Source organism: Herminiimonas sp. (assembly GCF_030655415.1).
On sequence record NZ_JAURVN010000014.1, the window covers coordinates 628,701 to 654,941 of the forward strand.

Annotated in this window: 22 protein-coding genes; 10 read left to right on the plus strand and 12 right to left on the minus strand. The window is 51.3% G+C overall.

Annotated features, from left to right (window positions below):
- The first annotated feature begins 83 nt into the window (after positions 1-83).
- The 4 genes from Q7T66_RS12215 to Q7T66_RS12230 all read left to right on the plus strand — a co-directional run bounded on the left by Q7T66_RS12215 (position 84) and on the right by Q7T66_RS12230 (position 4,324).
- The gene (locus tag Q7T66_RS12215) at positions 84-986 is read left to right on the plus strand and encodes a YicC/YloC family endoribonuclease (protein ID WP_304933769.1); all 903 of its coding nucleotides are present in this window, start codon (positions 84-86) and stop codon (positions 984-986) included.
- A gap of 157 nt (positions 987-1,143) precedes the next feature.
- Positions 1,144-1,788 (plus strand): guanylate kinase, encoded by a 645-nt coding sequence (gmk, locus tag Q7T66_RS12220; protein ID WP_304933588.1) that lies wholly within the window; start codon positions 1,144-1,146, stop codon positions 1,786-1,788.
- A gap of 22 nt (positions 1,789-1,810) precedes the next feature.
- A complete protein-coding gene (gene rpoZ / locus Q7T66_RS12225; protein ID WP_304933589.1) occupies positions 1,811-2,017 on the plus strand; it encodes a DNA-directed RNA polymerase subunit omega in 207 nt (68 codons plus the stop codon).
- A gap of 30 nt (positions 2,018-2,047) precedes the next feature.
- Entirely contained in the window at positions 2,048-4,324 is a 2,277-nt protein-coding gene (locus Q7T66_RS12230; protein ID WP_304933590.1) for a bifunctional (p)ppGpp synthetase/guanosine-3',5'-bis(diphosphate) 3'-pyrophosphohydrolase, read from the plus strand.
- 15 nt (positions 4,325-4,339) lie between these two features.
- On the opposite strand, the gene greB is transcribed toward Q7T66_RS12230, so the two are convergent.
- From greB to metE, 4 genes are all read right to left on the minus strand, one after another.
- On the minus strand, positions 4,340-4,906 hold the full coding sequence (gene greB, locus Q7T66_RS12235; RefSeq protein WP_304933591.1) for a transcription elongation factor GreB: 567 nt from the start codon (positions 4,904-4,906) through the stop codon (positions 4,340-4,342).
- Positions 4,907-5,086: 180 nt separating this feature from the next.
- On the minus strand, positions 5,087-6,364 hold the full coding sequence (locus tag Q7T66_RS12240; RefSeq protein ID WP_304933592.1) for an EAL and HDOD domain-containing protein: 1,278 nt from the start codon (positions 6,362-6,364) through the stop codon (positions 5,087-5,089).
- Between the two features lie 378 nt (positions 6,365-6,742).
- Positions 6,743-7,660 carry a 23S rRNA (adenine(2030)-N(6))-methyltransferase RlmJ gene (locus tag Q7T66_RS12245; protein WP_304933593.1) on the minus strand — a complete coding sequence of 306 codons (918 nt, stop codon included), beginning with the start codon at positions 7,658-7,660 and terminating at the stop codon, positions 6,743-6,745.
- A 269-nt stretch (positions 7,661-7,929) separates the two neighbouring features.
- Positions 7,930-10,206 (minus strand): 5-methyltetrahydropteroyltriglutamate--homocysteine S-methyltransferase, encoded by a 2,277-nt coding sequence (gene metE / locus Q7T66_RS12250; RefSeq protein WP_304933594.1) that lies wholly within the window; start codon positions 10,204-10,206, stop codon positions 7,930-7,932.
- A gap of 112 nt (positions 10,207-10,318) precedes the next feature.
- Here metE and Q7T66_RS12255 point away from each other — a divergent pair, with 112 nt between their 5' ends.
- The 3 genes from Q7T66_RS12255 to Q7T66_RS12265 all read left to right on the plus strand — a co-directional run bounded on the left by Q7T66_RS12255 (position 10,319) and on the right by Q7T66_RS12265 (position 12,805).
- Positions 10,319-11,239: a LysR family transcriptional regulator gene (locus Q7T66_RS12255; protein WP_112991446.1), complete on the plus strand. Its 921-nt coding sequence runs from the start codon at positions 10,319-10,321 to the stop codon at positions 11,237-11,239.
- 88 nt (positions 11,240-11,327) lie between these two features.
- A complete protein-coding gene (locus Q7T66_RS12260; RefSeq protein ID WP_304933595.1) occupies positions 11,328-12,092 on the plus strand; it encodes a YoaK family protein in 765 nt (254 codons plus the stop codon).
- A gap of 50 nt (positions 12,093-12,142) precedes the next feature.
- Positions 12,143-12,805: a hypothetical protein gene (locus Q7T66_RS12265; protein ID WP_304933596.1), complete on the plus strand. Its 663-nt coding sequence runs from the start codon at positions 12,143-12,145 to the stop codon at positions 12,803-12,805.
- 269 nt (positions 12,806-13,074) lie between these two features.
- On the opposite strand, the gene clpB is transcribed toward Q7T66_RS12265, so the two are convergent.
- From clpB to Q7T66_RS12305, 8 genes are all read right to left on the minus strand, one after another.
- Positions 13,075-15,654 carry an ATP-dependent chaperone ClpB gene (gene clpB / locus Q7T66_RS12270; RefSeq protein WP_304933597.1) on the minus strand — a complete coding sequence of 860 codons (2,580 nt, stop codon included), beginning with the start codon at positions 15,652-15,654 and terminating at the stop codon, positions 13,075-13,077.
- A gap of 133 nt (positions 15,655-15,787) precedes the next feature.
- The gene (gene crcB, locus Q7T66_RS12275; RefSeq protein WP_304933598.1) at positions 15,788-16,159 is read right to left on the minus strand and encodes a fluoride efflux transporter CrcB; all 372 of its coding nucleotides are present in this window, start codon (positions 16,157-16,159) and stop codon (positions 15,788-15,790) included.
- Positions 16,159-16,641, minus strand: a complete 483-nt coding sequence (moaE, locus tag Q7T66_RS12280; protein WP_304933599.1) for a molybdopterin synthase catalytic subunit MoaE — start codon at positions 16,639-16,641, stop codon at positions 16,159-16,161. The genes crcB and moaE overlap by 1 nt, the downstream gene beginning before the upstream one ends.
- 49 nt (positions 16,642-16,690) lie before the next feature.
- Positions 16,691-16,948, minus strand: coding sequence for a molybdopterin converting factor subunit 1 (gene moaD / locus Q7T66_RS12285; protein WP_304933600.1), 258 nt, complete (start codon positions 16,946-16,948; stop codon positions 16,691-16,693).
- Between the two features lie 32 nt (positions 16,949-16,980).
- The gene (gene glp, locus Q7T66_RS12290) at positions 16,981-18,222 is read right to left on the minus strand and encodes a gephyrin-like molybdotransferase Glp (RefSeq protein ID WP_304933601.1); all 1,242 of its coding nucleotides are present in this window, start codon (positions 18,220-18,222) and stop codon (positions 16,981-16,983) included.
- Between the two features lie 37 nt (positions 18,223-18,259).
- A complete protein-coding gene (gene thrC / locus Q7T66_RS12295) occupies positions 18,260-19,720 on the minus strand; it encodes a threonine synthase (protein ID WP_304933602.1) in 1,461 nt (486 codons plus the stop codon).
- 188 nt (positions 19,721-19,908) lie between these two features.
- Entirely contained in the window at positions 19,909-21,219 is a 1,311-nt protein-coding gene (locus Q7T66_RS12300; protein ID WP_304933603.1) for a homoserine dehydrogenase, read from the minus strand.
- 89 nt (positions 21,220-21,308) lie between these two features.
- Positions 21,309-22,532 (minus strand): pyridoxal phosphate-dependent aminotransferase, encoded by a 1,224-nt coding sequence (locus Q7T66_RS12305; protein ID WP_304933604.1) that lies wholly within the window; start codon positions 22,530-22,532, stop codon positions 21,309-21,311.
- A gap of 286 nt (positions 22,533-22,818) precedes the next feature.
- Between Q7T66_RS12305 and Q7T66_RS12310 the strand changes: the two genes are divergently transcribed.
- The 3 genes from Q7T66_RS12310 (at position 22,819) to Q7T66_RS12320 (ending at position 25,934) form a co-directional block, all read left to right on the plus strand.
- Positions 22,819-23,217, plus strand: coding sequence for an Mth938-like domain-containing protein (locus Q7T66_RS12310; protein WP_304933605.1), 399 nt, complete (start codon positions 22,819-22,821; stop codon positions 23,215-23,217).
- A 339-nt stretch (positions 23,218-23,556) separates the two neighbouring features.
- Positions 23,557-24,051, plus strand: coding sequence for a peroxiredoxin (locus Q7T66_RS12315; protein WP_304933606.1), 495 nt, complete (start codon positions 23,557-23,559; stop codon positions 24,049-24,051).
- A 224-nt stretch (positions 24,052-24,275) separates the two neighbouring features.
- Positions 24,276-25,934, plus strand: coding sequence for a PhoH family protein (locus Q7T66_RS12320; RefSeq protein WP_304933607.1), 1,659 nt, complete (start codon positions 24,276-24,278; stop codon positions 25,932-25,934).
- The last annotated feature ends 307 nt before the right edge of the window (positions 25,935-26,241 follow it).

Genomic DNA, 26,241 nt, shown 5'->3' on the forward strand with positions numbered 1-26,241 from the left:
GGTAGCGAGGTTCGTTGTGGATTGTGTGGATAAATCGCCGCTTTGTAAAGAAAAACGAGGAACTGATTTTGACCATTTGCAGCATGACCGGTTACGCGGTCAACACCCATGAGACCACCAACGGCACATTGACGATCGAAGTCAAAAGCGTCAATTCGCGTTTTCTCGATTTGCAATTTCGCATCAACGATGACTTGCGCGCTCTTGAGCCTGCACTACGCGAAGCGATCATGGCCCGCGTCACACGCGGCAAGGTTGAATGCCGTCTGAGCTTTGGCCGCAAGGTCGCGGCTGGCGCCACGCAGGCGCTGAATGTAACGACACTCACCGCGCTGTCAAACTTGCAAGCAGATCTGCGTCGTCAATTTACCGATGCGGCACCTTTATCCGTTGGCGAATTACTACGTTGGCCAGGCGTGATTGAAGAAGCCGAAATGGGCCAGGACAACTTGCCAGCCGAAGTCGCCGCGGCAATGAAAACCACGATGGAAGCGTTTGTCGAAAGCCGCGCCCGCGAAGGTAATGCGCTTCAAACAATGTTGCTTACACGCGTCAGTGACATGGAAGAAATCGTCCAGCGCATCACGCCACTGATCCCGCAAGTCGTCGCACAATTTCAGCAAAAAGCCACCGAGCGCATGCAAGAAGCGTTAGGACTCGCGACCAAAACTGGTGACTCCAATACGCAACCAACCATCACCCGCGAAGAAGCGCTAGACAGAATTCGCCAAGAAGTCACCTTGTACGGCATCCGCGTCGATGTCGCAGAAGAACTGACACGCTTGTCTGCACATTTGAACGAAACCCGTGCCATTCTGAAAAAAGGCGGCCAAGTCGGCAAACGCCTGGACTTCATGATGCAAGAACTGAATCGCGAAGCCAACACAGTCGGCTCCAAAGCCGCAGTCAAGGAATTGTCCGACGCATCGATGGCGATGAAATTGCTGATCGAACAAATGCGTGAACAAGTACAAAATCTGGAATAAAAATCTGGAACAAGTTGGCTGCAAATCTCGACAGGCGGCGCTACAATCTCGCTGCCTGTAACGAGCTTATATAAGCGACACCAAAGCATGACCGCGATATCAAATCGTTACCGATATCGCCATTCAAACCATTTTCATCGTTAGCTCAGGGATAACAATGTCTGATCAAGCCACTTCTTCCGGCAGCCTGTTTTTAGTCGTCGCCCCATCCGGCGCAGGAAAATCGAGCCTGGTCAACGCGCTGCTGCAACAAGAACCATCGATCAAGTTATCGATTTCATACACGACGCGCCCACCGCGTCCGGGTGAAGAACACGGTCGCGAATATTTCTTCGCAACTGTCCCTGACTTTCTTGAGCGTCGCCAGGCGGGCGAATTCCTTGAATCGGCTGAAGTATTTGGCAACTATTACGGCACCTCACGCATACAAATTGCGGAGCAAATGGCGGCCGGCGTTGATGTTTTGCTGGAAATCGACTGGCAAGGCGCGCAGCAAGTGAAGAAGCAATTCCCGCATGCAGTCGGGATTTTCATCCTGCCGCCATCGATTGCCGCGCTGGAAGAACGTTTGAAAAAACGTGGCCAAGACGATCACGACGTGATTACACGCCGCATTCTCGCTGCGGGCGGCGAAATCGCGCACGCTTCAGAGTTCGAATATGTTATTATCAATCAAGAGTTTACAGTCGCTTTAGCTGAGTTGAGTGCGATTGTGAAAGCCACTCGTTGTCGCTTCGCACAACAGTCAACTCGGAACGCATCCCTGTTCGCCCAATTGGGCATTCATGCCAATTTAAGCTGATATCGCATTTTTAGGAGCACGTATGGCCCGCATTACTATTGAAGATTGCCTCAAACAAATTCCAAACCGTTTTCAACTGACTTTGTCCGCGACTTATCGCGCACGTCAATTGCTGCAAGGCCACACGCCTAAAGTTGACGCAAAAGACAAGCCAACTGTTATCGCCCTGCGTGAAATCGCTGCTGGCCATATCGGTATCGAAATGTTGAAAAAAGTCCCAAGCAATTAATTACCGCCATGCGGCTGATAACTAATCAGAATGAGCTTGATACCTGCAGATTCAACTCTATCCGTCGCTCCAAATAACCGAGCGGTTCCCGACCGCTCGGCCTCCAAAGTTACAACGAACAAACCCCCTGCTGCTGCACCAGCCCCGGTTCCCGGCGTGGCGTCTGTTACGCAACTGACCAACAAACTCGCTGAATACCTGACTCCTTCTGAACTGAAGAAGATCAAGGAAGCCTATCGCTTTTCGGATGAAGCGCATCTTGGTCAAATGCGCATGTCGGGTGAGCCATATATCTCGCATCCTATCGCTGTCGCCGAAATTTGCGCCGACTGGAAGCTGGATGCCCAAGCGATCATGGCAGCGCTGCTGCATGACGTGATGGAAGATCAGGACGTACGCAAAGATGAGTTGATCGAACGCTTCGGCGCGCCGGTCGCGAATATTGTTGACGGCTTGTCCAAGCTAGAGAAACTTGAATTCCAAAGCCAGATTGAGGCGCAAGCGGAAAACTTCCGCAAGATGCTGCTGGCTATGGCACGCGATGTCCGCGTCATCCTCATCAAGCTGGCCGATCGCCTGCACAATATGCGTACGCTGGGCTCGATGTCTGCCATCAAGAAACGCCGCATCGCACGCGAAACGATGGAAGTCTATGTGCCGATTGCGCATCGCCTCGGCCTGAATAATATTTATCGTGAACTGCAAGATCTGGCTTTTTCGCATCTGTATCCGATGCGTTATAAAACGCTAGGCAAAGCAGTCAAGGCAGCACGCGGTAATCGCCGCGAAGTCGTCAGTAAAATTCTAGAGTCGGTGAATAACACGCTTGATGCCACCGGCATTCCAGCGCAAGTCTACGGCCGCGAAAAAACCTTGTACGGCATCTATACCAAGATGCTCAACAAACGCCTGACCTTCTCGCAAGTACTGGACGTCTACGGCTTCCGCGTGGTGGTCGACAGCTTTGCGAATTGTTATGTCGCGCTCGGTACATTGCACGCGCTGTTCAAGCCGATGCCAGGCAAGTTCAAGGATTACATCGCGATTCCAAAATTGAATGGCTACCAGTCTCTGCATACGACATTGATCGGCCCTTACGGCACGCCGGTTGAGTTCCAGATCCGCACCCAAGATATGCACCGCGTGGCAGAGTCCGGCGTCGCTGCACATTGGTTATATAAAGACGATGAAGGCAGCCTGAACGACCTGCAACAGCGTACACACGCATGGCTGCAATCGCTGCTGGATATTCAAAAGCAAACCGGCGATTCAGCTGAATTCCTTGAACACGTCAAAGTCGATCTGTTCCCGGATTCAGTTTACGTCTTCACACCTAAATCAAAAATCATCGCCCTGCCGCGCGGTGCGACCGCACTCGATTTTGCTTACACGATTCACACTGATGTCGGCGATCAAACGATTGCCGTCAAAATCAATCTGGAACAAGTACCTTTACGTACGGAATTGCGTAACGGCGACATCGTGGAAATCATCACCTCACCGAGTTCGCGTCCAAGTCCGAACTGGTTGAGTTTCGTGCGTACCGGCAAGGCGCGCTCGGCAATCCGACATCATCTGCGCACGATCAATCTGGTCGAATCCATAGAACTTGGTCGCAAGTTGCTGTCGCAAGCACTCAGCACGCTGAACCTGAATACAGAATTACCTACTCCCATCACCGAACGTTTGCTGAATGAATCCAGCGCGAAATCTCTGGACGATTTGTACGCTGATATCGGCGTCGGCAAGCGCATGGCGGCACTGGTGGCGCGTCACATCCTTGGCATGATGGAAAATGATCAACCGCTGGAAACTCCGCTGATCGATGCCAACGGTGAAATCATGCCGAAGAAAATCGACCCGGTCGTTATCTATGGCAGCGAAGGTATTTCAGTACAGTTGGCCTCGTGTTGCCAACCGATTCCAGGTGACGCAATTATTGGACAGATGAAACGCGATCAAGGCTTGGTGATACATACCAACGATTGCGAAGTCGCAAGAAGACAGCGTTCGAAAGAGCCTGACCGCTGGATAGATGTGATGTGGGGCGAAGAGATAGATCGTCGTTTCGACTGCAACATCACGCTATTGGCGCGCAACGAAAAAGGCATTTTGGCACGTGTCGCTGCTGAAATCAGCGAGTCCGATTCCAACATCACGCATGTCGGTATGGATGAAGATAAAGATCACATGATTACGTCGCTACACTTCACGGTACAAGTTGAAGATCGCGTGCACTTGGCGCGTCTGATGCGCAATCTGCGTGCTTTGCCAGGCGTGACACGCTTGTTGCGCAACAAAGGTTAGCGCTTAACTTTAGCCTCAGTCCTCAGCGCCTGTATTCGCAGGCGCAGGATAACTCACTTCCAGAATCACCAATTCTTCAATCCCGCCTGGCGTTTTCAACGTAACGGAATCGCCTTCGCGTGCCTTCGTCAGAGCGCGTGCAACTGGCGAAATCCAACTAATCTTGCCGTTCAAGGGATCGAGTTCATCGATACCCAATATAGTGACTGTATGTTCTTCACCAGACTGCGTTTCGTAACGCACAGTTGCACCGAAAAAAATCTGATCGCTACCGTAATGCACAGTTGGATCGACGATTTCTGCCAAATCAAGACGTTTGGTTAAGAACCGAATGCGTCCATCAATCTGACGCAAGCGCCGCTTGCCATAAATGTAATCGCCGTTTTCGGATCGATCGCCATTCGATGCGGCCCATGACACGATCTGCACCACTTCTGGTCTATCGACGTCTATCAACTTCAGCAATTCATTTTTCATGCGCAGGTGTCCCTGCGGCGTCATGTAATTTTTCGCGCCTACAGGAATCGGAGGCGCGCCACCGTCTTCATCATCGTCGCTATCAGGAGTAGTTGCTTGATTCATCATGACCTATTTTAACGTCATGTACGGATGACGTTTGCAACAAACATCGCACGCGTCAATCAACGCGTGGAACATTAATTTGGAATTTATATGGGAAAGAAAATACTGAAGTAGAAAACGTAATCCATTAGCACCGATTACTTTTACCAAAGCGTCATGGTCGTAGCAGTCTGCCTGACCTTATTTGACGCGCGACACGTTGTTGCTCCAATCGAATGCCGTGAGTTGCAAGGCGTACAGATCTTCGATGGAAAGGTCCAGCTTCTTCAAGGTCGGCATCAGCAAGGTGCCGGTTTTTTCTATGCGTTCTATGTATTCAGCAAGCTTGAGCAAGTCACCGTAGAAGCCGCGACGGTAGAGCAAGGCATCGCTGACATCATCGACCACCGCGACCTGCGCCAGAATGTCTTTCATCGATTGACCGAACAGAGTGTCCATCAAGGACATGATACCAACGGTGAAGGCGGTATCTGCCATCGCACGTTCGCCAGGCTTGAGCGTTTCTGTAATCAGTTCAAGCAGCTTGCCACGCGTGGTTGCCAGTTGCAAAAGTGGCGATGCGAAATGACTACCTTTGTGATGTTCTGCGTAGAGAATAATCTGCAGCCAGCGTTGCAATTGACGACGACCTAGCACCGTCAAAGCCTGGCCCAGCGAATCGATGCGTTGCGTAATGCCCATACCCGGCGTATTGGTCAGACGCAGCAAGGTCAACACCAGCGACGCATCTTTCTTGATTGCAGCTTCAATTTCAGCTGTCTCTGCATCAGCCACAATCAAGCTTAATAACTGCATGATTGCCAACTGCGATGGAGCGAGTTTTTTGCCGGAAAGAATAACCGGCCGCGCGAAATAATAGCCCTGGAAATAATGAAAACCCAAGTCCATACAATCGGTAAATTGTTCTATCGTCTCGACTTTTTCTGCCAGTAATAATTTTCCTGCCTTGCCAAAATGACTGACCAGCTTGGCCATTTCATCTTTGCTCATGCCGGTGATGTCGATCTTGATGATTTTCACCAGCGGCAGTAATTTTTGCAGAGATTCCGAATGCGAAATGACATCATCCAGCGCAAAGGTAAATCCCTGCGCCGCCAGTTCCGCCACACGCGCTACCAGCTCAGGCGTGACTTCTACTGTCTCAAGAATTTCAAGCACGACCTTGTCGCAGGGTAAAAAATTCACGAAGTCGCACATCAACACTGCTGCGTCTACGTTAAAGAATCCGAGCGAAGCGCCGATCACATTCGAGATACCTAATTCGGAAGCGTGCGCGATCACAGATGCGGTCGCAGCCAGATCATCGATCACATTGGCTGGACCGGTTGAAGCACGTCGGAATAGAAGTTCGTAAGCAACCAGAGTCTGGTCGCTATTCAATATGGGCTGACGCGCGAGAAAAAACTCTTTCACACGTGGAAGGTCATCAGGAAGTTGCTGATTGAGATCTGTGATCATCAAGATGCTTGTCTCTGTATTTCTAATAAAGCGTGAACATCAGCGGTATCACGTGCTGAATCAACTCTGACGAAACGACCGCTGCGATCGCTAGTTCAAAATTCAATTCATTGTCACCGTAGCTTGATTTTTATTCTGTGCTGCTACTGCTAGAACTGCTATTACAAATACTGCATCTACTCTTTATCTGCAGAAACAGGATATTCCTATTTGCCGTCGGCAAATGAACAATCCGTGCAAACTATTGTTAATTAGCGTTGCTCATTATTCCGTTAATATTTCTATAATGCAAGCGTGCTGCCCGACCCGTGTTTCATAAGCGATGCCATGTGACATATCAGCATTTTTTAACTTGCAAAACGCACGCTTGCTTCAGGCTTATACGCGACGCGTTCCGGTGTTGGTCGCAACGGTTTGACCAGATTCCAATGTGAAGCCCGCTCCTGAATCTCCGCCCAGCGTTTTGACCAGATACGGCATCAATTCACGCAACATGGGCTCCAATGTCCACGGTGGGTTGTGCACGAACATGCCGCTGCTATGCAAACCAAATCCATCCGGTGATGGCGTCGTTACCGACAAGGTCACATTGAGCCAGCCGTTGGCTGTCAAGCGCTTCAATTTTTCTGGCAAGGTACGCGATTCCAGACGATTCAATACTGGATACCACACTGCATAAGTACCAGTCGCAAACCGCGTCAACGCATCAGAGACCGTCTGCACCACAGTACGATAATCAGTCTTGTCTTCATACGGCGGATCGATCAGTACCAGCGCGCGGCGTGATGGTGGCGGCAGCAACGCTCTCAAACCTTGAAAGCCATTACCGCGCTCGATCATGATGCGCTTGCCACGTACCGTTGGACGTTTGCCCTGCTCTGCTGCATGTGCTTCCAACTTGCGGAAATTGTCTGCCAGATTTTTGCTGTCAGCTGGATGCAATTCAAACAATCGCAATCTGTCTTGTTCGCGCATGATGCTGTCCGCGCAATATGGCGAGCCAGGGTAATAACGCATCTTGCCGCTAGGGTTGAGCGCCTTCACAACTTGCATGTATTCCGCCAGCGGCACTGGCAAATCCTTACGATCCCACAGCTTGGCAATACCCGTTTCAAACTCGGCATTTTTCGCGGCGTAATTACCATCAAGCGCATACACACCAGCACCGGAGTGGGTGTCGATGTACATATACGGCGTGTCTTTTTGATTCATGTACTTCAGCAATTGAATCTGCACCAGATGCTTGAGTACATCGGCGTGATTACCTGCGTGGAAGGCATGGCGGTAACTCAACATAGGGAAGGTCTAACTTGGCAAGAATGAAAGAATGGAGACCGCGCAAAAGCAGCAGTTCCGGGAATACGCCATTCTAACAATTCCCGGCTTGAAACCCTACCATTACCGCTTCTAGCGCACTCGCGACTGTCTTTGCGAATTAACGAATCGAGCTTCAGGAATAGAAAACGGGCACGAGGAATAATCCGCGTGCCCGTCTTGATCGACTGAATTGCATCAGTCCACGCCTGGTTTAGGCCTGTACTGATATAGCTTATCGAGGCCGCATATTACAGAGCCGCGACCTCAGCGCGCAAGGTACGGGCTGCAAGCACCATGTTTTCCAGCGCTACCGTCGTCTCTGGCCAGCCGCGTGTTTTCAAGCCGCAATCCGGATTGACCCACAACTGCGCATCAGGAATCACACCGCGCGCCTTGCGTAACAGACGCTGCATTTCTTCCACACGCGGCACACGTGGCGAATGAATATCGTAGACGCCAGGGCCGATGTCGTTTGGATAAGCAAACTCGCCAAAGCCGTCCAGCAATTCCATATCCGAACGCGAAGTTTCGATCGTGATCACGTCAGCATCCATCGCGGCGATCCACGGCAGAATGTCGTTGAACTCCGAATAGCACATGTGCGTATGAATCTGCGTGTCATCCTGCACGCCTGATGCGGTGATGCGGAAAGCTCTGACCGCCCAGTCCAGATAATGCGGCCAGTCGGCAGCTTTCAATGGCAAGCCTTCTCGGAATGCAGGCTCATCGATTTGAATCATGCCGATGCCGGCTTTTTCCAGATCGACGACTTCATCACGTAAAGCCAAAGCGATTTGCAACGCAGTCGTATCACGCGGCTGATCGTCACGTACAAACGACCATTGCAACATCGTGACCGGGCCGGTCAACATGCCCTTCATCGGCTTGGCGGTCAGGCTTTGTGCAAATTCGCTCCAGCCGACGGTCATTGCTTCCGGACGATACACGTCGCCATAGATGAATGGCGGTTTGACGCAACGTGAACCGTAGCTTTGAACCCAGCCGTTCGCGGTGAAGCCGTAGCCCCACAATTGTTCGCCAAAGTATTCGACCATGTCGTTACGTTCCGGCTCGCCATGTACCAGCACATCGAGGCCGATTTCTTCCTGCTTTTGCACGACGAGGCGCACTTCATCACGCATTTTTTTCAGGTAATCGAGATGACCAATTTCGCCACGTTTGTATTGCGCACGCGCTTGACGAATGTCAGTCGTTTGCGGGAAGGAACCGATGTTGGTCGTCGGGAAAGCCGGCAGCTTGAAACGTGCTTGCTGCTTGACGATTCGATCTGCAAAAATATTGTTACGTGCAGCAGAAATGGTGTTGATTTCGCTCAGACGTTTTTGCACCAATGGGTTATGAATACGCGACGACGTATTGCGCGCAGCAACTGCCAAAGCAGCGGCGTTGAATTGCGCGGCAACCGCATCCTTGTCGCCATTCAAGGCATGTTTCAGCGCCGTGATTTCATGCGTCTTTTGCGTGGCGAATGACAGCCAACCTTTGAGCTCTTCATCCAGCTTGTTTTCATTCGCCAGATCGACAGGCACGTGCAGCAATGAGCAGCTCGCGCTGACCCACAATTTGTCGCCTAGCTTTTCCTGCAATGGCTTCAATGCAAGCAAGGCTGCATCCAGGTCAGCGCGCCAGATATTACGACCATCGACAATACCAGCCGACAGCACGCGATCTTGTGGCCAGTCTTTCAAGAAGTCATCCAACTGCCCAGCACCACGTACCAAATCCAAATGGACGCCATCGACAGGCAAGCTGCGCAACAAGGCGCTGTGTTCGCGCACTTGATCGAAGTAAGTGGCCAGCAATAATTTAGGCGCGCCAACGCTCAGTGCTTCGTAAGTTGGCGCGAACGCGTTGCGCCAAACTGCTGCCAGTTCCAAAGCCAAAATCGGCTCATCAATCTGTACCCATTCCACACCAGCAGCTTGCAAACGCTGCAACACGTTTTGATAACCGGCGATGACTTTTGGCAGCAGATCGAGTTTATTCGTGACGCCTGATTTGATCTTGCCGAGATACAGCAAAGTCAGTGGGCCGACCAATGTGACCTTGGTTTTGTGACCGAGCGCAATGGCTTCCGCGTTTTCTTCAAACAGCCAATCAACGCCGCCATCAAAGCGCACATCCGCCGTGAATTCCGGCACCAGATAGTGATAGTTGGTATCGAACCATTTGGTCATTTCCATCGCGAAGTGCTCAGGATTGCCGCGCGCCAACGTGAAGTAGTCGGACAGCGTCAGTTTTTTTGCATCGAAGTTGAAGCGGGTTGGCACGGCGCCGAGCAAAGCCAGCGTATTCAACACCTGGTCGTACCAAGCGAAATCGCCCACCGATACGAAATCCAGACCGGCATCAGCCTGTACCGCCCAATGGCGCTGGCGCAAGCTTGCGCCAGTCTCCTGCAATGCTGCCAGCTCGGTGTCGCCGCGCCAGAACGATTCGACGGCGAACTTCAATTCACGCTGCGCGCCTATGCGGGGAAAACCCAGGATGTGTGCCTTTGCCATGCTAAAACTCCAATAACGATTTCGAGGCTTGCCATATTGGACTTCGGAGGTCTATGATTCAAACGATAAATATTAAGAATCATCTTGAATTAAATTCATACAGAGAATTAGCATGCAATCCATTCTTGAACTACGCCACCTCAAAACCCTGATAGCGCTGCGCGAAGCCGGTAATCTGCTACGCGCCGCTTCGCTCCTCAACGTCACCCAATCCGCCCTCTCGCACCAGCTCAAACAACTGGAAGATCATCACGGCACGCAGCTATTCGAGCGCAAGTCGATACCGGTGCGCTTTACGCCAGCGGGAGAACGCCTGCTGAAATTGGCGGATACAGTTTTGCCGCAAGTCGCGGAAACCGAACGTGATCTAGTGCGCCTGGCGCAAGGCGTCGCTGGACAATTGCGCATCGCTGTTGAGTGTCACACCTGCTTCGACTGGCTGATGCCAGCGATGGACGTCTTCCGCGGCCGCTGGCCGGAAGTCGAGCTGGATATCGTCTCCGGCTTTCAAGCCGATCCGGTTGGTTTGCTATACGAACATAAAGCCGACGTCGCCATCGTCGCCGAAATCGATACGGATGAAACGGTCGACTACCACGCGCTATTCCGCTTCGAGATCGTCGCGCTGGTCGCGCACGATCATCCTTTAGCCGATAAGGAATTCCTGGTCGCCGAAGATTTCATAGGCGACACGCTGATCACTTATCCGGTACCGGACGACATGCTGGATGTCGTGCGACAGGTGTTGAAACCAGCTGGCGTAAAAGTCGAACGCCGCACGACAGAACTCACCGTCGCAATGCTGCAACTGGTCGCCAGCAAGCGCGGCATTGCCACTTTGCCGGTGTGGGCTGCGCAGAATTATTTGAACCGGGATTACGTGAAGGCCAAGCGGATCACGGCAGATGGTTTGACCGGACGTTTGTATGCGGCTTGTTTGCCGGAGGTTTCGGAGAAGCCTTATCTGGCGGATTTTGTGACGACTACGCGGGAGAGTTGTTATTTGAATTTGGATAGTGTGGAGTTGCTATGATCATCTAGTAACTGGTGTTGATGCAGTCACAATCCATTGAGCAGTGCCAATCGGCATCTGAACGACAATGTGATGATTCAAGGAAGACATGCAACTGCAGGATTTCTTCAGAAAACTATCAGGCAAAAATAGAACGCATCGCGCCAATCAACAACTCGGCGTAGCACTTGCGTTTGTTGCCGGAGCCGTCAATGCCGGCGGCTTTTTGGCGGTACATCAATACACCTCGCACATGACAGGCTTCATGTCTGCAGTGGCCGACAATCTAATACTCGGCAATGCACTATTGGTCATCGCAGGTATCGGATCAATGATCTCGTTTGTCAGCGGTTCAGCAGCGACTTCGATCATCGTCAACTGGGCGCGGCACAGAAATTTACACAGCACCTATGCCATCGTGCTCGTCGCAGAAGCCACGCTGCTACTGGTGTTTGGTTTGCTAGGTGCGAACCTCGACGCCTATCTAGACATCACAGTACCGCTCACCGTGATCCTGCTCTGCTTCATCATGGGTCTGCAAAACGCCGTCATGACCAAAATGTCCGATGTCAGTATCCGCGCCACACACCTAACCGGTGTCGTCACCGATCTCGGTATCGAACTCGGAAAAATGCTTTATTGGAATCACAGACATACCAGAAATGCCGAAGGCTATGTACGCGCACGACATGAAAAAGTGATCTTCTACAGTGCGCTTCTTGCGATGTTTTTTATCGGTGGGATTTTAGGTGCAGTTGGTTTCAAGTACGTCGGCTACAGCACTGTGTTACCGCTCGCGCTCGTTTTGTTTGTGATTGCGTTGATGCCGCTGATTGATGATGCAATGGTGCGATTTCGCGGTGTTAGTACCTGACACCTTTAGACTCTACAAAGATAAAACTTAATGTAGTCTTAAAAAATAATATGATCGCACTTAAAGATGAAAATGAATTCAGGCGAATATTACATGGCCTTGCGGATGACGTTATTGACGCGCATGTTCATTACAAACTTTATAAAGATTTGTATAAAGCTCACGACGAATTTCCGCTTGTGATGCAGCAATCAAATTCTTTCTGGCAAACGACATTAAAAGCGCACCTAAATACGAGTATTTACGCGCTTACAAAAGTCTATGACCAACATGCCGGAGCACTACATCTCTATAGTTTTCTTCAAACAGTAAAAGCAAATTTCAGTCTATTCACCGAAGAAAAATTCAGAAAAAGAAAAAAAGATAATCCGTTCGTTGATGATTTAGCGCAAGAAAATCGCGTTCCCAATCTAGCAAGCCTTGATGCCGACATTAGCGCTTGCTCTGACAAGGATTTTCTAGTGAAATTACTTTTAAAACATCGCGGAAATTCTCTAGCGCACCGAAATGCAAAAAATACCGCTAGTGGGAAATTGCTTGGCGATACATATCCCCTAACATTTGAAGATTTTGAAATTTTACTCAACCGATCAATTGACATCTTAAATCGCTACAGCCAATTCTTTGAGGCCAGTTCCTATTCAACACATCAAATTGGTGCAGATGATTTTCGTTTTATATTCGAATGCGTTACTGCCAAAGTAGAACAGTAAAGTAGCTAAAAAATGCCTAAACAACTACATACATCTTAACTTTTAGGTTGAGAAAATAAAAATTCGAACACACTCAAAAATCCGTCCGCATCGGATCTCACATCAAACACAATTACCGAACTTAGTGCTGGCTAGGTAAAACCTTACAGTGCAGGCAAAGCCAATCCTACGAAGAAAGCAAAATTCTAAGAGACTCTCTCCAAAAACAAGGGACGGCTCCGATATAACTCAGAACCGTCCCTAGACTTCGGCGCTTTACTGAATCGTCACTAACTCTTCACAAACGCCAACTCCCCATTCTCAACGCTGACCTTAATCACATCCTTAGGCCCAAACTTCCCTTCCAGGATCGCCTTCGACAATGGATTCTCGATCTGGTGTTGAATCGCACGTTTCAACGGCCGTGCGCCATACACGGGATCGAAACCGGCTTCGGCAATTTTCTGCAGGGCTTCCGGGCTGACGTCCATGGACATATCCATCCGCGCCAAGCGTTTTTCCAGCGTGGCCAACTGTATCTTCGCAATCGAGCCGATGTTCTTTTCATCGAGGGCGTGGAAGACGACGATCTCATCGATACGGTTGATGAACTCGGGACGGAAATGTCCTTGCACTTCGGCCATTACAGCCATCTTGATCAAGGCCGGGTCGCTGCCTTCCATGGACTGGATTTTGTGTGAACCAAGGTTGGATGTCATCACGATCACGGTGTTCTTGAAATCCACCGTACGGCCCTGCCCATCCGTCATGCGACCGTCGTCCAGCACTTGCAGCAAGACGTTGAACACGTCTGGATGCGCCTTCTCGATCTCGTCGAGAAGGATCACGCAGTATGGTTTACGACGCACGGCTTCTGTCAGATGACCGCCCTCTTCATAACCGACATAGCCAGGCGGCGCGCCGATCAGACGGGAGACCGAATGCTTCTCCATGAATTCGCTCATGTCGATGCGGATCAGCGAATCTTCGGTATCGAACAGGAAGGATGCGAGCGCCTTGCATAACTCGGTTTTACCAACGCCGGTTGGGCCGAGGAACATGAACGAGCCGTATGGTCGATCCGGATCGCCGAGGCCCGCGCGTGAACGGCGGATCGCGTCTGATACGGCGACGATGGCTTCATGCTGGCCGACTACGCGCTTGTGCAATGCGTCTTCCATCTGCAGCAGTTTTTCGCGTTCGCCGGTCATCATGCGCGAGACTGGAATACCGGTTGCGCGCGAGACGACTTCGGCGATTTCTTCTGCGCCGACTTGGGTGCGTACCAGTTGTGGTTTGCCTGCACTGGCTTCGCCGGTGACTGCATTTTTCAACTGTGCTTCCAGCTCGGGCAGCGTTTTGTATTGCAGTTCGGAGACCCGCTGCCAATCGCTTTGACGCGTGGCTTCTTCCATCTGAAGACGCGCTTTCTCTATCGCTTCCTTGATGTGCTGGCTGCCTTGCGCGGCGGCTTTTTCAGCTTTCCAGATTTCTTCCAAATCAGCGTATTCACGACTCAAGCGTTGAATTTCTTCTTCGATCAATGCGAGGCGTTTTTGTGATGCTTCGTCTTTTTCTTTCTTGATCGCTTCGCGTTCGATCTTCAACTGAATGACGCGTCGGTCCAATCTATCCATCACTTCTGGTTTGGAATCGATTTCAATCTTGATCTTCGCCGCAGCTTCATCAATTAGATCGATAGCCTTGTCGGGCAGGAAGCGATCGGTAATGTAGCGATGCGACAATTCTGCCGCGGCAACAATCGCTGGATCGGTGATGTCGACGCCGTGATGGACTTCGTATTTTTCTTGCAGACCGCGCAGGATCGCGATGGTTGCTTCGACGGTTGGCTCGGCAACAATAATTTTCTGGAAGCGACGTTCGAGAGCGGCGTCCTTCTCGATGTACTTGCGATATTCATCCAGAGTGGTCGCACCGACGCAATGCAGCTCGCCGCGCGCCAATGCTGGCTTGAGCATATTGCCCGCATCCATTGCGCCTTCGGCTTTGCCTGCGCCGACCAGCGTGTGCATCTCGTCGATGAAGACAATGGTTTGGCCTTCGTCTTCTGCGAGTTCGGTCAACACTGCTTTCAAGCGTTCTTCAAACTCGCCACGATATTTTGCGCCAGCCAGCAAAGATGCCATGTCTAGCGACAAGACGCGTTTGCCTTTGAGGTTCTCTGGTACTTCGCCGTTGACGATACGTTGTGCAAGACCTTCGACAATCGCGGTTTTACCCACGCCTGGTTCGCCGATCAAGACCGGGTTATTTTTGGAGCGACGTTGCAGAATCTGGATCGCACGACGAATTTCATCATCGCGTCCGATCACTGGATCAAGCTTGCCGGCGCGCGCACGCGCGGTCAGATCCATCGTGTATTTTTTTAGTGCTTCGCGCTGGCCTTCGCCGTCTACCGAATCGACTTTCGACGTGCCGCGCACCGCTTTGATCGCGGCTTGCAAAGCCTTGCGCGTCAAACCGTTTTCGCGCGCGATCTTGCCTGCGTCTGATTTGTCTTCGGTGAGTGCGAGCAAGAGCATTTCGGTGGCGATAAATTCATCGCCATGCATTTGCGATTCTTTGTCGGCCAGATTTAATAGCGAGGTCAGGTCACGACCGACCTGCACCTGGCCGCCATTGCCGGATACCTTTGGCAAGCGCTCCAGCGCACTTTTAAGCGCGGTCACCATGCCGTTGATATTTGCCCCTGCGCGTTGCAACAGCGAGCGCGTGCTGCTGTCATCCTGGCTCAGCAGCGCAACGAGTACGTGGACTGGTTCTATGTATTGGTTGTCGTTGCCAACCGCATGACTCTGCGCATCGGCAAGGGCTTCTTGCAACTTGGTGGTCAGTTTATCGAGACGCATTGCATTTCTCCTTCGGGTATATCGTTGATGCAGAGGGAAATTGGGTCAGTGCGGCCCTTTTTCAAGTATGGCATTGCACCATATGCAATAAGTGTGACGGAAATTCTGGGGGATTATTTGCGCTGTATCAAATTCAGGCAAATGCCTTGTACGTCGCAAAACCTGCAATACAAAACAGAATCGAGCCTACCAGATGCAGCATGATGTGCCCCAGCGCCCAAAGGTAATCCCCGCGCTGCAGCAACACAACAGCTTCTGCTGAAAAAGTTGAAAAGGTCGTCAGGCCACCAAGAAATCCAGTGATCGCAAACAAGCGCCATTCCGGCGGAATACCGGGATGGCTGCTGAAAAATGCTACCGCGATTCCCACCATGTAGCCACCTCCCAGATTGGCAAACAAGGTGCCGAGCGGGATCTGCGGATTGAGCAGGTTAAACCAGAGCCCCAACCACCAGCGTAACCAGGCACCAATTGCGGCACCTGCGCCAACGGCCAGCCAACTCATCATTTGAGCTGATCCATTTCTTTATTTTGGACAACAGCCCATTTCGCCAGCGCGGTATCGTCGGTAGTTCGCGCATCAACCCAGCGCGCGCCATCTGGCGTTTGTTCCTTCTTCCAAAACGGCGCATCGGTTTTCAGATAATCGATGATGAACTCGCAAGCAGAAAATGCTTCGCCACGATGTGCAGACGTTACCGCGACCAAAACGATTTGATCCAAAGGCAGCAAAGGCCCAACGCGATGGATCACCAGCGCGTCGAAAAGCGGCCAGCGTGCTTTCGCTTGCTCGACGATATTCTGCAAAGCTTTTTCCGTCATGCCGGGATAATGTTCCAGCTCCATCTCGGCCACGCTGGAACCATCGTTCATGTCGCGCACGGTGCCGATGAAGGTCACGACTGCGCCAACTTGCGGACTGTTCGCACGCAAGTCTGCGACTTCTTGGCTGACATTGAAATCTTCAGTTTGAACGCGAATCGGCATGGTGTTTTCTCGGTCTCGCTTGGCTTGTTTGCTATTTATTTTATTTGAATCAACCGCCAGTGACAGGCGGGAAAAATGCCACTTCGCCGCCATCCTGAATAGGCGTAGCAGCGTCAGTCATATTTTGATCGTAGGCCATACGCAGTGAACGTTTGTCGGCCAACGCTTCTGCCCACACGCCGCCGCGCTGCTGCAAGAAAGCGCGCACGTCGCCAACGGTGGTCACGTTTTCCGGCACGGTAACGGACTCTTGCGTGACGCCCAATGTTTCGCGCACGCTGGCAAAAAATCGAAGTTGAATTTTCATGTTCAGTTAACTCTTATATTCAACGCATAAATTCAGTGCATCAAATCACTGAAGGAAATAAAGCGCACCACATCGCCTTTTGCAATCGCCTTGCCAGGTGGATTGTCGATCAAGCCATCGCCCCACACTGTCGACGTCAACACGCCAGAACTTTGGTTCGCGAATAAATCGAGGCCGCCTTCGGCATTGATTTTTGCACGCAAAAATTCATTGCGTCTATCGCCTTTAGGCAAATCGAAATCGGCGCGCATCGCATACGCTTTAGGCGCGACATCCGCCACACCTTGCAAACGCAAAATGAAGGGACGTACGAACAGCAGAAAGGTAACGAAACTGGACACAGGATTGCCCGGCAAGCCGAGGAAAAATGCAGTGTCAGTTTTACCCGCGCGATTGACCTCGCCAAACGCGAGTGGCTTGCCCGGCTTGACGGCGATCTGCCACATATTGATATGACCTTCGGCTTCTACCGCTGGCTTGATGTGATCTTCTTCACCGACCGATACGCCACCGGATGTGATGATCAGATCATTCTCGGCTGCAGCGCGACGCAAGGTGTCACGCGTCGCGGCCAAGGTATCTGGCACGATGCCGTAATCAGCAATCTCGCAGCCGAGATTTTCCAGCAAGCCGCGCAAGGTAAATTTATTCGAGTTGTAAATCGCGCCCGGCTTTAATGCATCGCCCGGCATTGCGAGTTCGTCACCAGTGAAAAACACAGCGACGCGCAATTTGCGCAAGACCGGCAATTCTGCCAAACCGACCGATGCAGCCAAGCCCAATTCTTGCGCACGCAGACGCTGACCTACGGACAGAATGGTGCTGCCGGATTTGATGTCTTCACCAGCGCGACGTATCCATTCACCTGATTGCGGCGCGTGCTTGACGGTGACCAGATCGCCGTCTGCATCTTTAGAAGCGACGCAGACTTCTTGCATCACGACGGCATCTGCGCCTTCAGGAATCATCGCCCCTGTAAAAATACGTGCGGCGCAACCGGCTTCCAAAGGCTGACCAACATGACCGGCAGGAATACGCTGGCTGACGCGCAAAGTCGCTACACCGCTAACGCAATCTGCTGCACGCACTGCGTAACCATCCATCGAGGTGTTATCGACAGGCGGCACATCCAGCTGCGAAGTTTGTGCGACGGCGAGTATGCGGCCATTCGCTTCCAGCGTCGGCAGGATTTGCGTTTCCGTAATTTGTCTCGCTGACGCAAGCAGAACAGCTAGCGCTTCGGCGACGGTCAACAGCGGTTTTGGTTCTGGCATTCGCGGCTCGATTTACAGTAAAAATTTACGGCAGAAATTACAGCCCAGTGTGCGCAACGATGAAGGCTTTCATCTTGTCGATGTCATTCGTCATTACGTCAAAACGTTGCGGCAAATCTTCAATATTTTCAAAACCGGCTGGGCGTTCTGCATCGCGGCCCAGGGCTTCCCGTATCGTTTCATTGAACTTGGCTGGCAAGGCTGTTTCCAGCACGATCATAGTTATGCCTGGTGTCAGATGTTCACGTGCAACCTTGACGCCATCGGCGGTGTGCGTGTCTATCATCAAGTCGTATTTGGCTTGCAGATCACGTATGGTCGCGAGACGATCCGTGTGTGTCGATTTGCCGGAGACGAAACCGAACTGTGCAATATTCTTGAACTCGTCGCCATCGCTGCCCGGCTTGCCGGACAAGTCGAAGCCGCCGTGCGTTTCCACTTTACGGAACAATTCGCGTACACGCTCGCCATCGCGATTCAGCAAATCAAATACAAAACGTTCAAAGTTCGACGCCTTGCTGATATCCATGCTTGGGCTGGTGGTGTGATAGGTCTCTGCAGACTTACGCACGCGATACACGCCGGTGCGGAAAAATTCGTCCAACACGTCGTTTTCATTGGTTGCGGCAACCAGCTTATCGATAGGCAAGCCCATCATGCGCGCAATGTGACCAGCACAGATGTTGCCGAAATTACCCGATGGTACGGTGAACGATACTTTTTGTTCGTTGCTGGTCGTCGCGCTCAAATAACCACGGAAATAATAGATAACCTGCGCAACGACGCGCGCCCAGTTGATCGAATTGACGGTGCCGATTTTTTGCTGCTGCTTGAATTCCAGATCGTTCGAAACAGCCTTGACCATATCCTGGCAATCATCGAATACGCCATCAACCGCGATGTTGAAAATGTTCGGATCTTGCAGGCTGAACATTTGCGCAGTCTGGAATGCGCTCATTTTTTTGAGCGGCGACAGCATGAAGACGCGTATGCCCTTCTTGCCGCGCATCGCGTATTCCGCAGCGCTACCGGTGTCGCCTGAGGTCGCGCCGAAAATATTCAATTCTGCATGTTGCTTGGCCAGCGTGTACTCGAACAGATTGCCTAGCAATTGCATCGCCATGTCCTTGAAGGCCAGCGTTGGGCCATTCGACAGCGCTTGCAGCATCAACTTGCTGCCGTCTTTTTCTTCAACCAAACGCAGAGGCGTGATGCGCGCAGCTTCTTCGCCGTGACGCACATTGCGATAGACATCGGCGGTGTAGGTCTTGTGCACCAGCGCATGCAAATCCGCTTCTGGAATATCGGTAGCGAATTTTTTCAATACTTCAAACGCCAGATCCGCATACGACAGCGTGCGCCATGCATCGAGCTCGGCGCTCGTGACTTGCGGATATTCGGCCGGCAAATACAGGCCGCCGTCAGGCGCAAGACCACCGAGCAGGATTTGAGAAAAGGATTGGGCAGCGGACGCACCGCGAGTCGAGATATATTGCATGTCGTGAATATTCCAAGGCAGAAAAGCAAGCCATCATTATAACTGCAGCCTCGTTCTCTTTCTGCGTTTTGCTCAGAGAGTATTGAGATCGGACGCAGATCTAAGGCAGATGCAAAAAAGCGCTCAATTGAGCGCTTTTTATTTCCCTGCAGATTCTTGATTACTGCGTTGTTGCATCTAGTAAAAAATCAGCTCAAATGTTCAAGACGGATCTTGGTGACTTTGCCCAAAACGGTAGGCAAGGCTTCGATTTTCTTGATTGCGGCTTCGACGTTTTTCTCTTGGGTCTGATGCGTCAACATGATGATGTCGGTTTGCGTTTCGCCCAGCGCTGGTTCTTTTTGCAACATGGCATCGATGGAAATCGTCGATTCCGCCAGGATGCTGGTGACATTGGCCAATACGCCCAGTTTGTCGGCTACATGCATGCGCAGGTAGTAACTGGTCGTCACTTCCGAGATAGGCAAGATAGGCGTATCGGTCATCGAATGCGGCTGGAATGCCAGATGCGGCACGCGGTGCGCTGGCAATGCGTCGGCCAGACGTGTGATATCGACCAAATCGGCAATCACGGCTGAAGCGGTAGGTTCTGCGCCCGCGCCTTTGCCGTAATACAAAGTTGCACCAACTGCATCGCCCTGCACCAACACTGCATTCATAGCTCCTTCAACATTGGCGATCAAACGCTTGGTCGGGATCAGCGTCGGATGTACGCGCAGCTCGATGCCTTGCGGCGTGCGTTTGGCAATGCCCAGCAATTTGATGCGATAGCCGAGTTGTTCCGCGTAACGGATATCGACCGCTTCCAGCTTGGTGATGCCTTCCACGTGCGCTTTGTCGAATTGCACTGGAATACCGAATGCAATCGCCGCCATCAGTGTCGCTTTGTGGGCTGCGTCTATGCCTTCGATATCGAAAGTAGGATCAGCTTCGGCGTAACCGAGGCGTTGCGCTTCTTTCAAAACGGTGTCGAAATCCAGGCCCTTGTCGCGCATTTCGGACAGGATGAAATTGGTGGTGCCGTTGATGATGCCAGCGATCCATTCGATACGGTTTGCGGTCAAGCCTTCGCGCAAAGCCTTGATAATAGGAATGCCACCAGCCACGGCTGCTTCATAGGCAACCATCACGCCTTTTTCTTGCGCAGCCTTGAAAATTTCATCGCCGTGGATTGCCAGCAAAGCCTTGTTGGCGGTGACGACGTGCTTGCCATTGGCAATCGCCTTCAAGACCAAATCCTTGGCGATGCCGTAGCCGCCTATCAGTTCGATGACGATGTCGATGTCAGGATTGTTGACGACCAGATTGCCATCATTGACGACTTCGCATTGCGCGCCGACCAGTTCTTTGGCGCGAGCGACATCCAGATCTGCCACCATCACGATTTCAATGGCACGTCCGGCGCGACGAGAAATTTCTTCCTGATTGCGCTTCAAGACATTGAATGTACCTGCACCGACGGTGCCGATTCCTAGCAAACCTACTTTGATGGATTTCATAATTTCTACTTGATTAAGTTCAGGTGAAGCGGATGACGAATACATCACGCGTCTGCTAAAAAACGAACGCGTTGCTAGCGGCGAAAAGCTTAGCCGAGGCGTTTGCGATAGCCTTCGAGGAAATGCGCAATGCGGCCGATCGCCAATGTCAGATCATCGGAATTCGGCAGGAATACTACCCTGAAATGGTCAGGCGTCGGGCAATTAAAGCCTGTGCCCTGCACGATCAATACGCTTTCTTCCTGCAGCAATTGATAAGCGAAATCCTGATCATCCTTGATCGGATACATCTGCGGATCAAGACGCGGGAACATGTACAAAGCCGACTTTGGCTTGACGCAAGTCACACCTGGGATTTCGGTCAACAGCTTGTGCGCCAAATCGCGCTGACGCAACAAGCGTCCGCCCGGGCCAACCAAATCATTGATGCTTTGATAGCCACCCAGCGCTGTTTGAATTGCATACTGACCAGGCACATTTGCGCACAGACGCATCGATGCCAGCATGTTCAAGCCTTCAATGTAATCCTTGGCGTAACGCTTCTCGCCCGAAACGATCATCCAGCCGGCGCGATAACCGCAAGCGCGATAATTTTTCGACAAACCGTTGAAAGTGATGAACAGCACATCGTCGGCCAGTGAAGCCAGCGAGGTGTGTGTCGCGCCGTCGTACAAAACTTTGTCGTAAATTTCATCAGCGAAAATAATCAGCTGATGTTGACGCGCGACGTCGACGATTTGCTGCAGCAATTCAACCGGATACAAAGCACCGGTCGGATTGTTCGGATTGATGACGACGATTGCCTTGGTATTCGAATTGATCTTTTTCTTGATGTCTTCAATATCCGGGAACCAGCCAGCCTGTTCATCGCAGACGTAATGCACAGGTGTGCCACCAGACAAACTGACGGCGGCTGTCCACAGCGGATAATCAGGCGAAGGCACCAGCACTTCGTCGCCGGTATTCAGCAAAGCATTGACGCTCATCACGATCAACTCGGATGCGCCGTTACCCAGATAGATATCGTCGATGGTGACGCCGGCGATTTTCTTTTCCTGCGTGTACTGCATGATCGCCTTGCGTGGCGCGAACAAGCCTTTGGAATCGGTGTAACCCGAGGCGTTCGACATATTGCGAATCATGTCTTGCACGATTTCATCAGGCGCATCGAAACCGAAAGTGGCGAGATTGCCGATGTTCAGCTTGATGATCTTGTGACCGTCTTCTTCCATCTGCCGCGCTTTTTCCAGCACGGGTCCACGTATGTCGTAACAAACGTCAGCAAGTTTTTTCGATTTTTGGATCGGTCGCACAGCGGTGTTCCTTGTTATTTTTTAGAGCGATCGATCAAGATCCGATCAGCTCTAATGAAAACGCCGGTTCGTCACAGCAGCCGATACAAGATCGACAACCGGAGCCCGGCGAAAATGACGTCTGCAAGCTTGCAGCGCGAAAGAGATCCATTTTGCCGAAAGCGACCGATTTTATCAATCGCTAAAGGCGGATTTAAAGCTGAAAACGTTACAATAAGCGTTCTTTATCTTCTAACTATCGGAATTAGGCTCTGTCGATTCCGATTTATATTCTTCCTATACCGTTATGAAGCTCCACAGCAGCAATACCCAGCAATATCAGACCGTCACCTCGTACGAAGACAATGGTGTAGAGATCAACCTCATTCCATTCAGCAATAGCCTCATCGTTTTGCCTGAAATCGCGCCCTCAGCCTGGCCGGTCACGTCTTTCGATGCGCTGACAATTGAGCATTTCGAACAAATCAATGCAATCTCACCGGATGTTGTGATCCTCGGTACCGGCAAGCGTCAGCGCTTCGTGCATCCGCGCCTGACCGCGCCACTGACAACGCGTCGCATCGGCGTTGAATGCATGGATAATCAAGCTGCGTGCCGCACTTACAACATTCTGATGACTGAAGGTCGCAAGGTCGCGCTGGCGTTGATATTTGACGTAGACCCAACACCTGCAACGACAGCTTGAGGCGATTGCTCCACGCGATTTGATATCGCTTGATGTGTGGATGGCCAAGCTGATTTTAGCCGTGCTTCTGCGCTTTCAGCCAGCATCAAGCACGCTTGAACCATCACACAAAACTATTGTCTTTTGTATAGTGCCGAGTCAGACTTGATGAAGATTTTGATCCGAAGTGCTGGATGAAAAAAATTTCAGGTTTAATTGCTTGAAGGACAAAAACTCGCCCCCATGTTCGGTTCTGGCCGCATTATTTGTCTTCATCCGCATGCCGGAATGACAACGAATCGATAGGCTAGCGTGCGCTGCTCACAGCGCCGACACCATCGACAAAGAGAGTGATAACAAATGGATCAAGACATCGCCGTGGTAGAGCGCCCTTCCGTACTGAACAAGATAGTGCCGGATTTTTCCGCCGCGATGACTGGTGATCAGACATTTCAACTATCTGATTACAAAGGGAAAAATATTGTCTTGTATTTTTACCCGAAGGACAACACACCAGGCTGCACCACGGAAGGCATACAATTCCGCGAAATGTATCCGCAATTCCAGCAAGCCAATACCGAGATTTTCGGCGTTAGTCGCGACAGCATCCGTTCACACGAAGGCTTCAAGGCCAAACTGGACATGCCGTTTCAGTTGATTTCTGATCCAGATGAAACGCTGTGTTTGATGTTCGATGTCATGAAGATGAAAAATATGTATGGCAAGAAAGTGCGCGGCATCGAACGCTCAACTTTTATCATTGACGAGTCGGGTAAATTGGTGAAAGAATGGCGTGGAGTGAAAGTGCCTGGACACATCGATGAAGTACTGGAGTTTGTGAAGGCTCTTGCATAGGTTTGCAGAAACCCATTGAATTCAAAAGAATTTTTCTTCAAGAAAGCCGTTTGCGGATATGGCCACGAGCCTGCCCAAACGGCTTTTTTACTTTTCGATTTGTATCGTCTTCGTTTTTCTCCTGCTGCATCCGTCGTTTCAACCCTCCCTCAATCTGTTTTTCGTACCTTTGTCACCGTTTGTACCCGTTTTCATGTTTCCAAACTTACTAGATCGAGGTCCTGATGCCACTGCCTAAATTACCGAGCAAGCCTGCCGCATTGCTGTCACCACAAGATTATCCGAAGGCGGACAAGGACAAGATTGTCAAAGCACTGACATTGATTGAGCCGAGAGCGCGCGCTAACCCGCCTGCCCCGGCTCCCGTCCGCGCCAAGATCGTGGAAAAAGCACCGGCTGAAAAACCGCGCGCAGTATCTACACAAACCGTGGCAGTTGCACCGAAATCCGGCACCCGCCGTCCAGTCGACAAGTCCGGCATTAAAAAATTGTTTGTGCTGGATACCAATGTATTAATGCACGATCCAACATCGCTGTTCCGTTTTGAGGAACACGACGTCTATCTGCCTATGATGACGTTGGAAGAGCTGGACGATCACAAAAAAGGCATGTCGGAAGTTGCACGCAGCGCGCGTCAAGTATCCCGTTCGCTGGATGCACTGGTCAGCGGCATTGAAGAGAATGCGATCGATGATGGCATTCCTCTTTCGAAGCTGGGCAACAAGGACGCCAAGGGTCGTCTCTTCTTCCAGACCAAACTGCAAAACGTCACGCTGCCTGAAGGCCTGCCTATGGGCAAGGCTGACAATCAGATCCTCGGTGTAGTACGCGCGCTGGAATCGCAATATCCAGGTCGTCCTATCGTGCTGGTATCCAAAGACATCAACATGCGCATCAAGGCGCGTGCGATGGGCTTGCCGGCTGAAGAGTACTTCAACGATCACGTGCTGGAAGATACTGATCTGCTCTACTCGGGCATCATGCAATTGCCGGATGACTTTTGGATCAAGCATGCGAAGGGTATGGAGTCGTGGCAAGAAAACAAGCACGGTAGCGGCTATACCTTCTATCGGTTAAGTGGCCCGGTCGTGCCGGCGATGCTGGTGAATCAGTTCGTCTTCATGGAACCAAAGAACGGTGAAGCATCGTTCTACGGCCAGGTACGCCAGATCAATGGCAAGACGGCTGTTATCCAAACCTTGCGTGACTACGCGCATACCAAGAACAGCGTATGGGGCGTGACAGCACGTAACCGTGAACAGAACTTTGCGCTGAATCTGTTGATGGATCCAGAATGCGATTTCGTCACACTGCTCGGTCAAGCCGGTACTGGTAAAACACTGTTGGCATTAGCAGCAGGTTTAGCCCAAGTACTGGAAACCAAGCTCTACAGCGAAATCATCGTGACCCGCGTTACGGTGCCCGTCGGCGAAGATATCGGCTTCTTGCCAGGTACCGAAGAAGAGAAGATGTCGCCGTGGATGGGCGCGTTCGATGACAACTTGGAAGTGCTCAACAAGTCCGACAACGATGCTGGTGAATGGGGTCGTGCCGCAACGCAGGATCTGATTCGTTCACGCATCAAGATCAAGTCGCTGAACTTCATGCGCGGTCGTACCTTCGTCAACAAGTTCTTGATCATCGATGAAGCGCAAAACTTGACGCCGAAACAAATGAAAACACTGGTCACCCGCGCAGGTCCGGGCACCAAGATTGTTTGTCTCGGCAACATCGCGCAAATCGATACGCCTTATTTGACTGAAGGTTCCAGTGGATTGACTTATGTTGTCGATCGCTTCAAAAGTTGGGGGCATGGCGGGCACGTCACATTGGCACGTGGTGAGCGTTCACGTTTGGCTGATCACGCTAGTGAAGTTTTGTAAAACTGGTTGTCAGACGCGTGTTTTAAAACATGCTCGTTGGATACAAAAAAGCCTGCTGAATCAGCAGGCTTTTTTTATTGGATTTGGGGGTTTTGATTTGTAGTTTTGGTTTCTTGGTATTAAGACGGTATTTTCTTCTGGCTGACTCAGTATGCCGGGGGTAGCCCGGCGGCTACTCACTTTTCTTGCTTCGCCAAGAAAAGTAAGCAAAAGAAGGCGACCGCGAAGCCGCTGCCCTTCGGGTTCCCGTCGGTGCAAATCAAAAAATGGGAAGCGAACGAAACTCGCTACGCTCAGACAGCGTTCA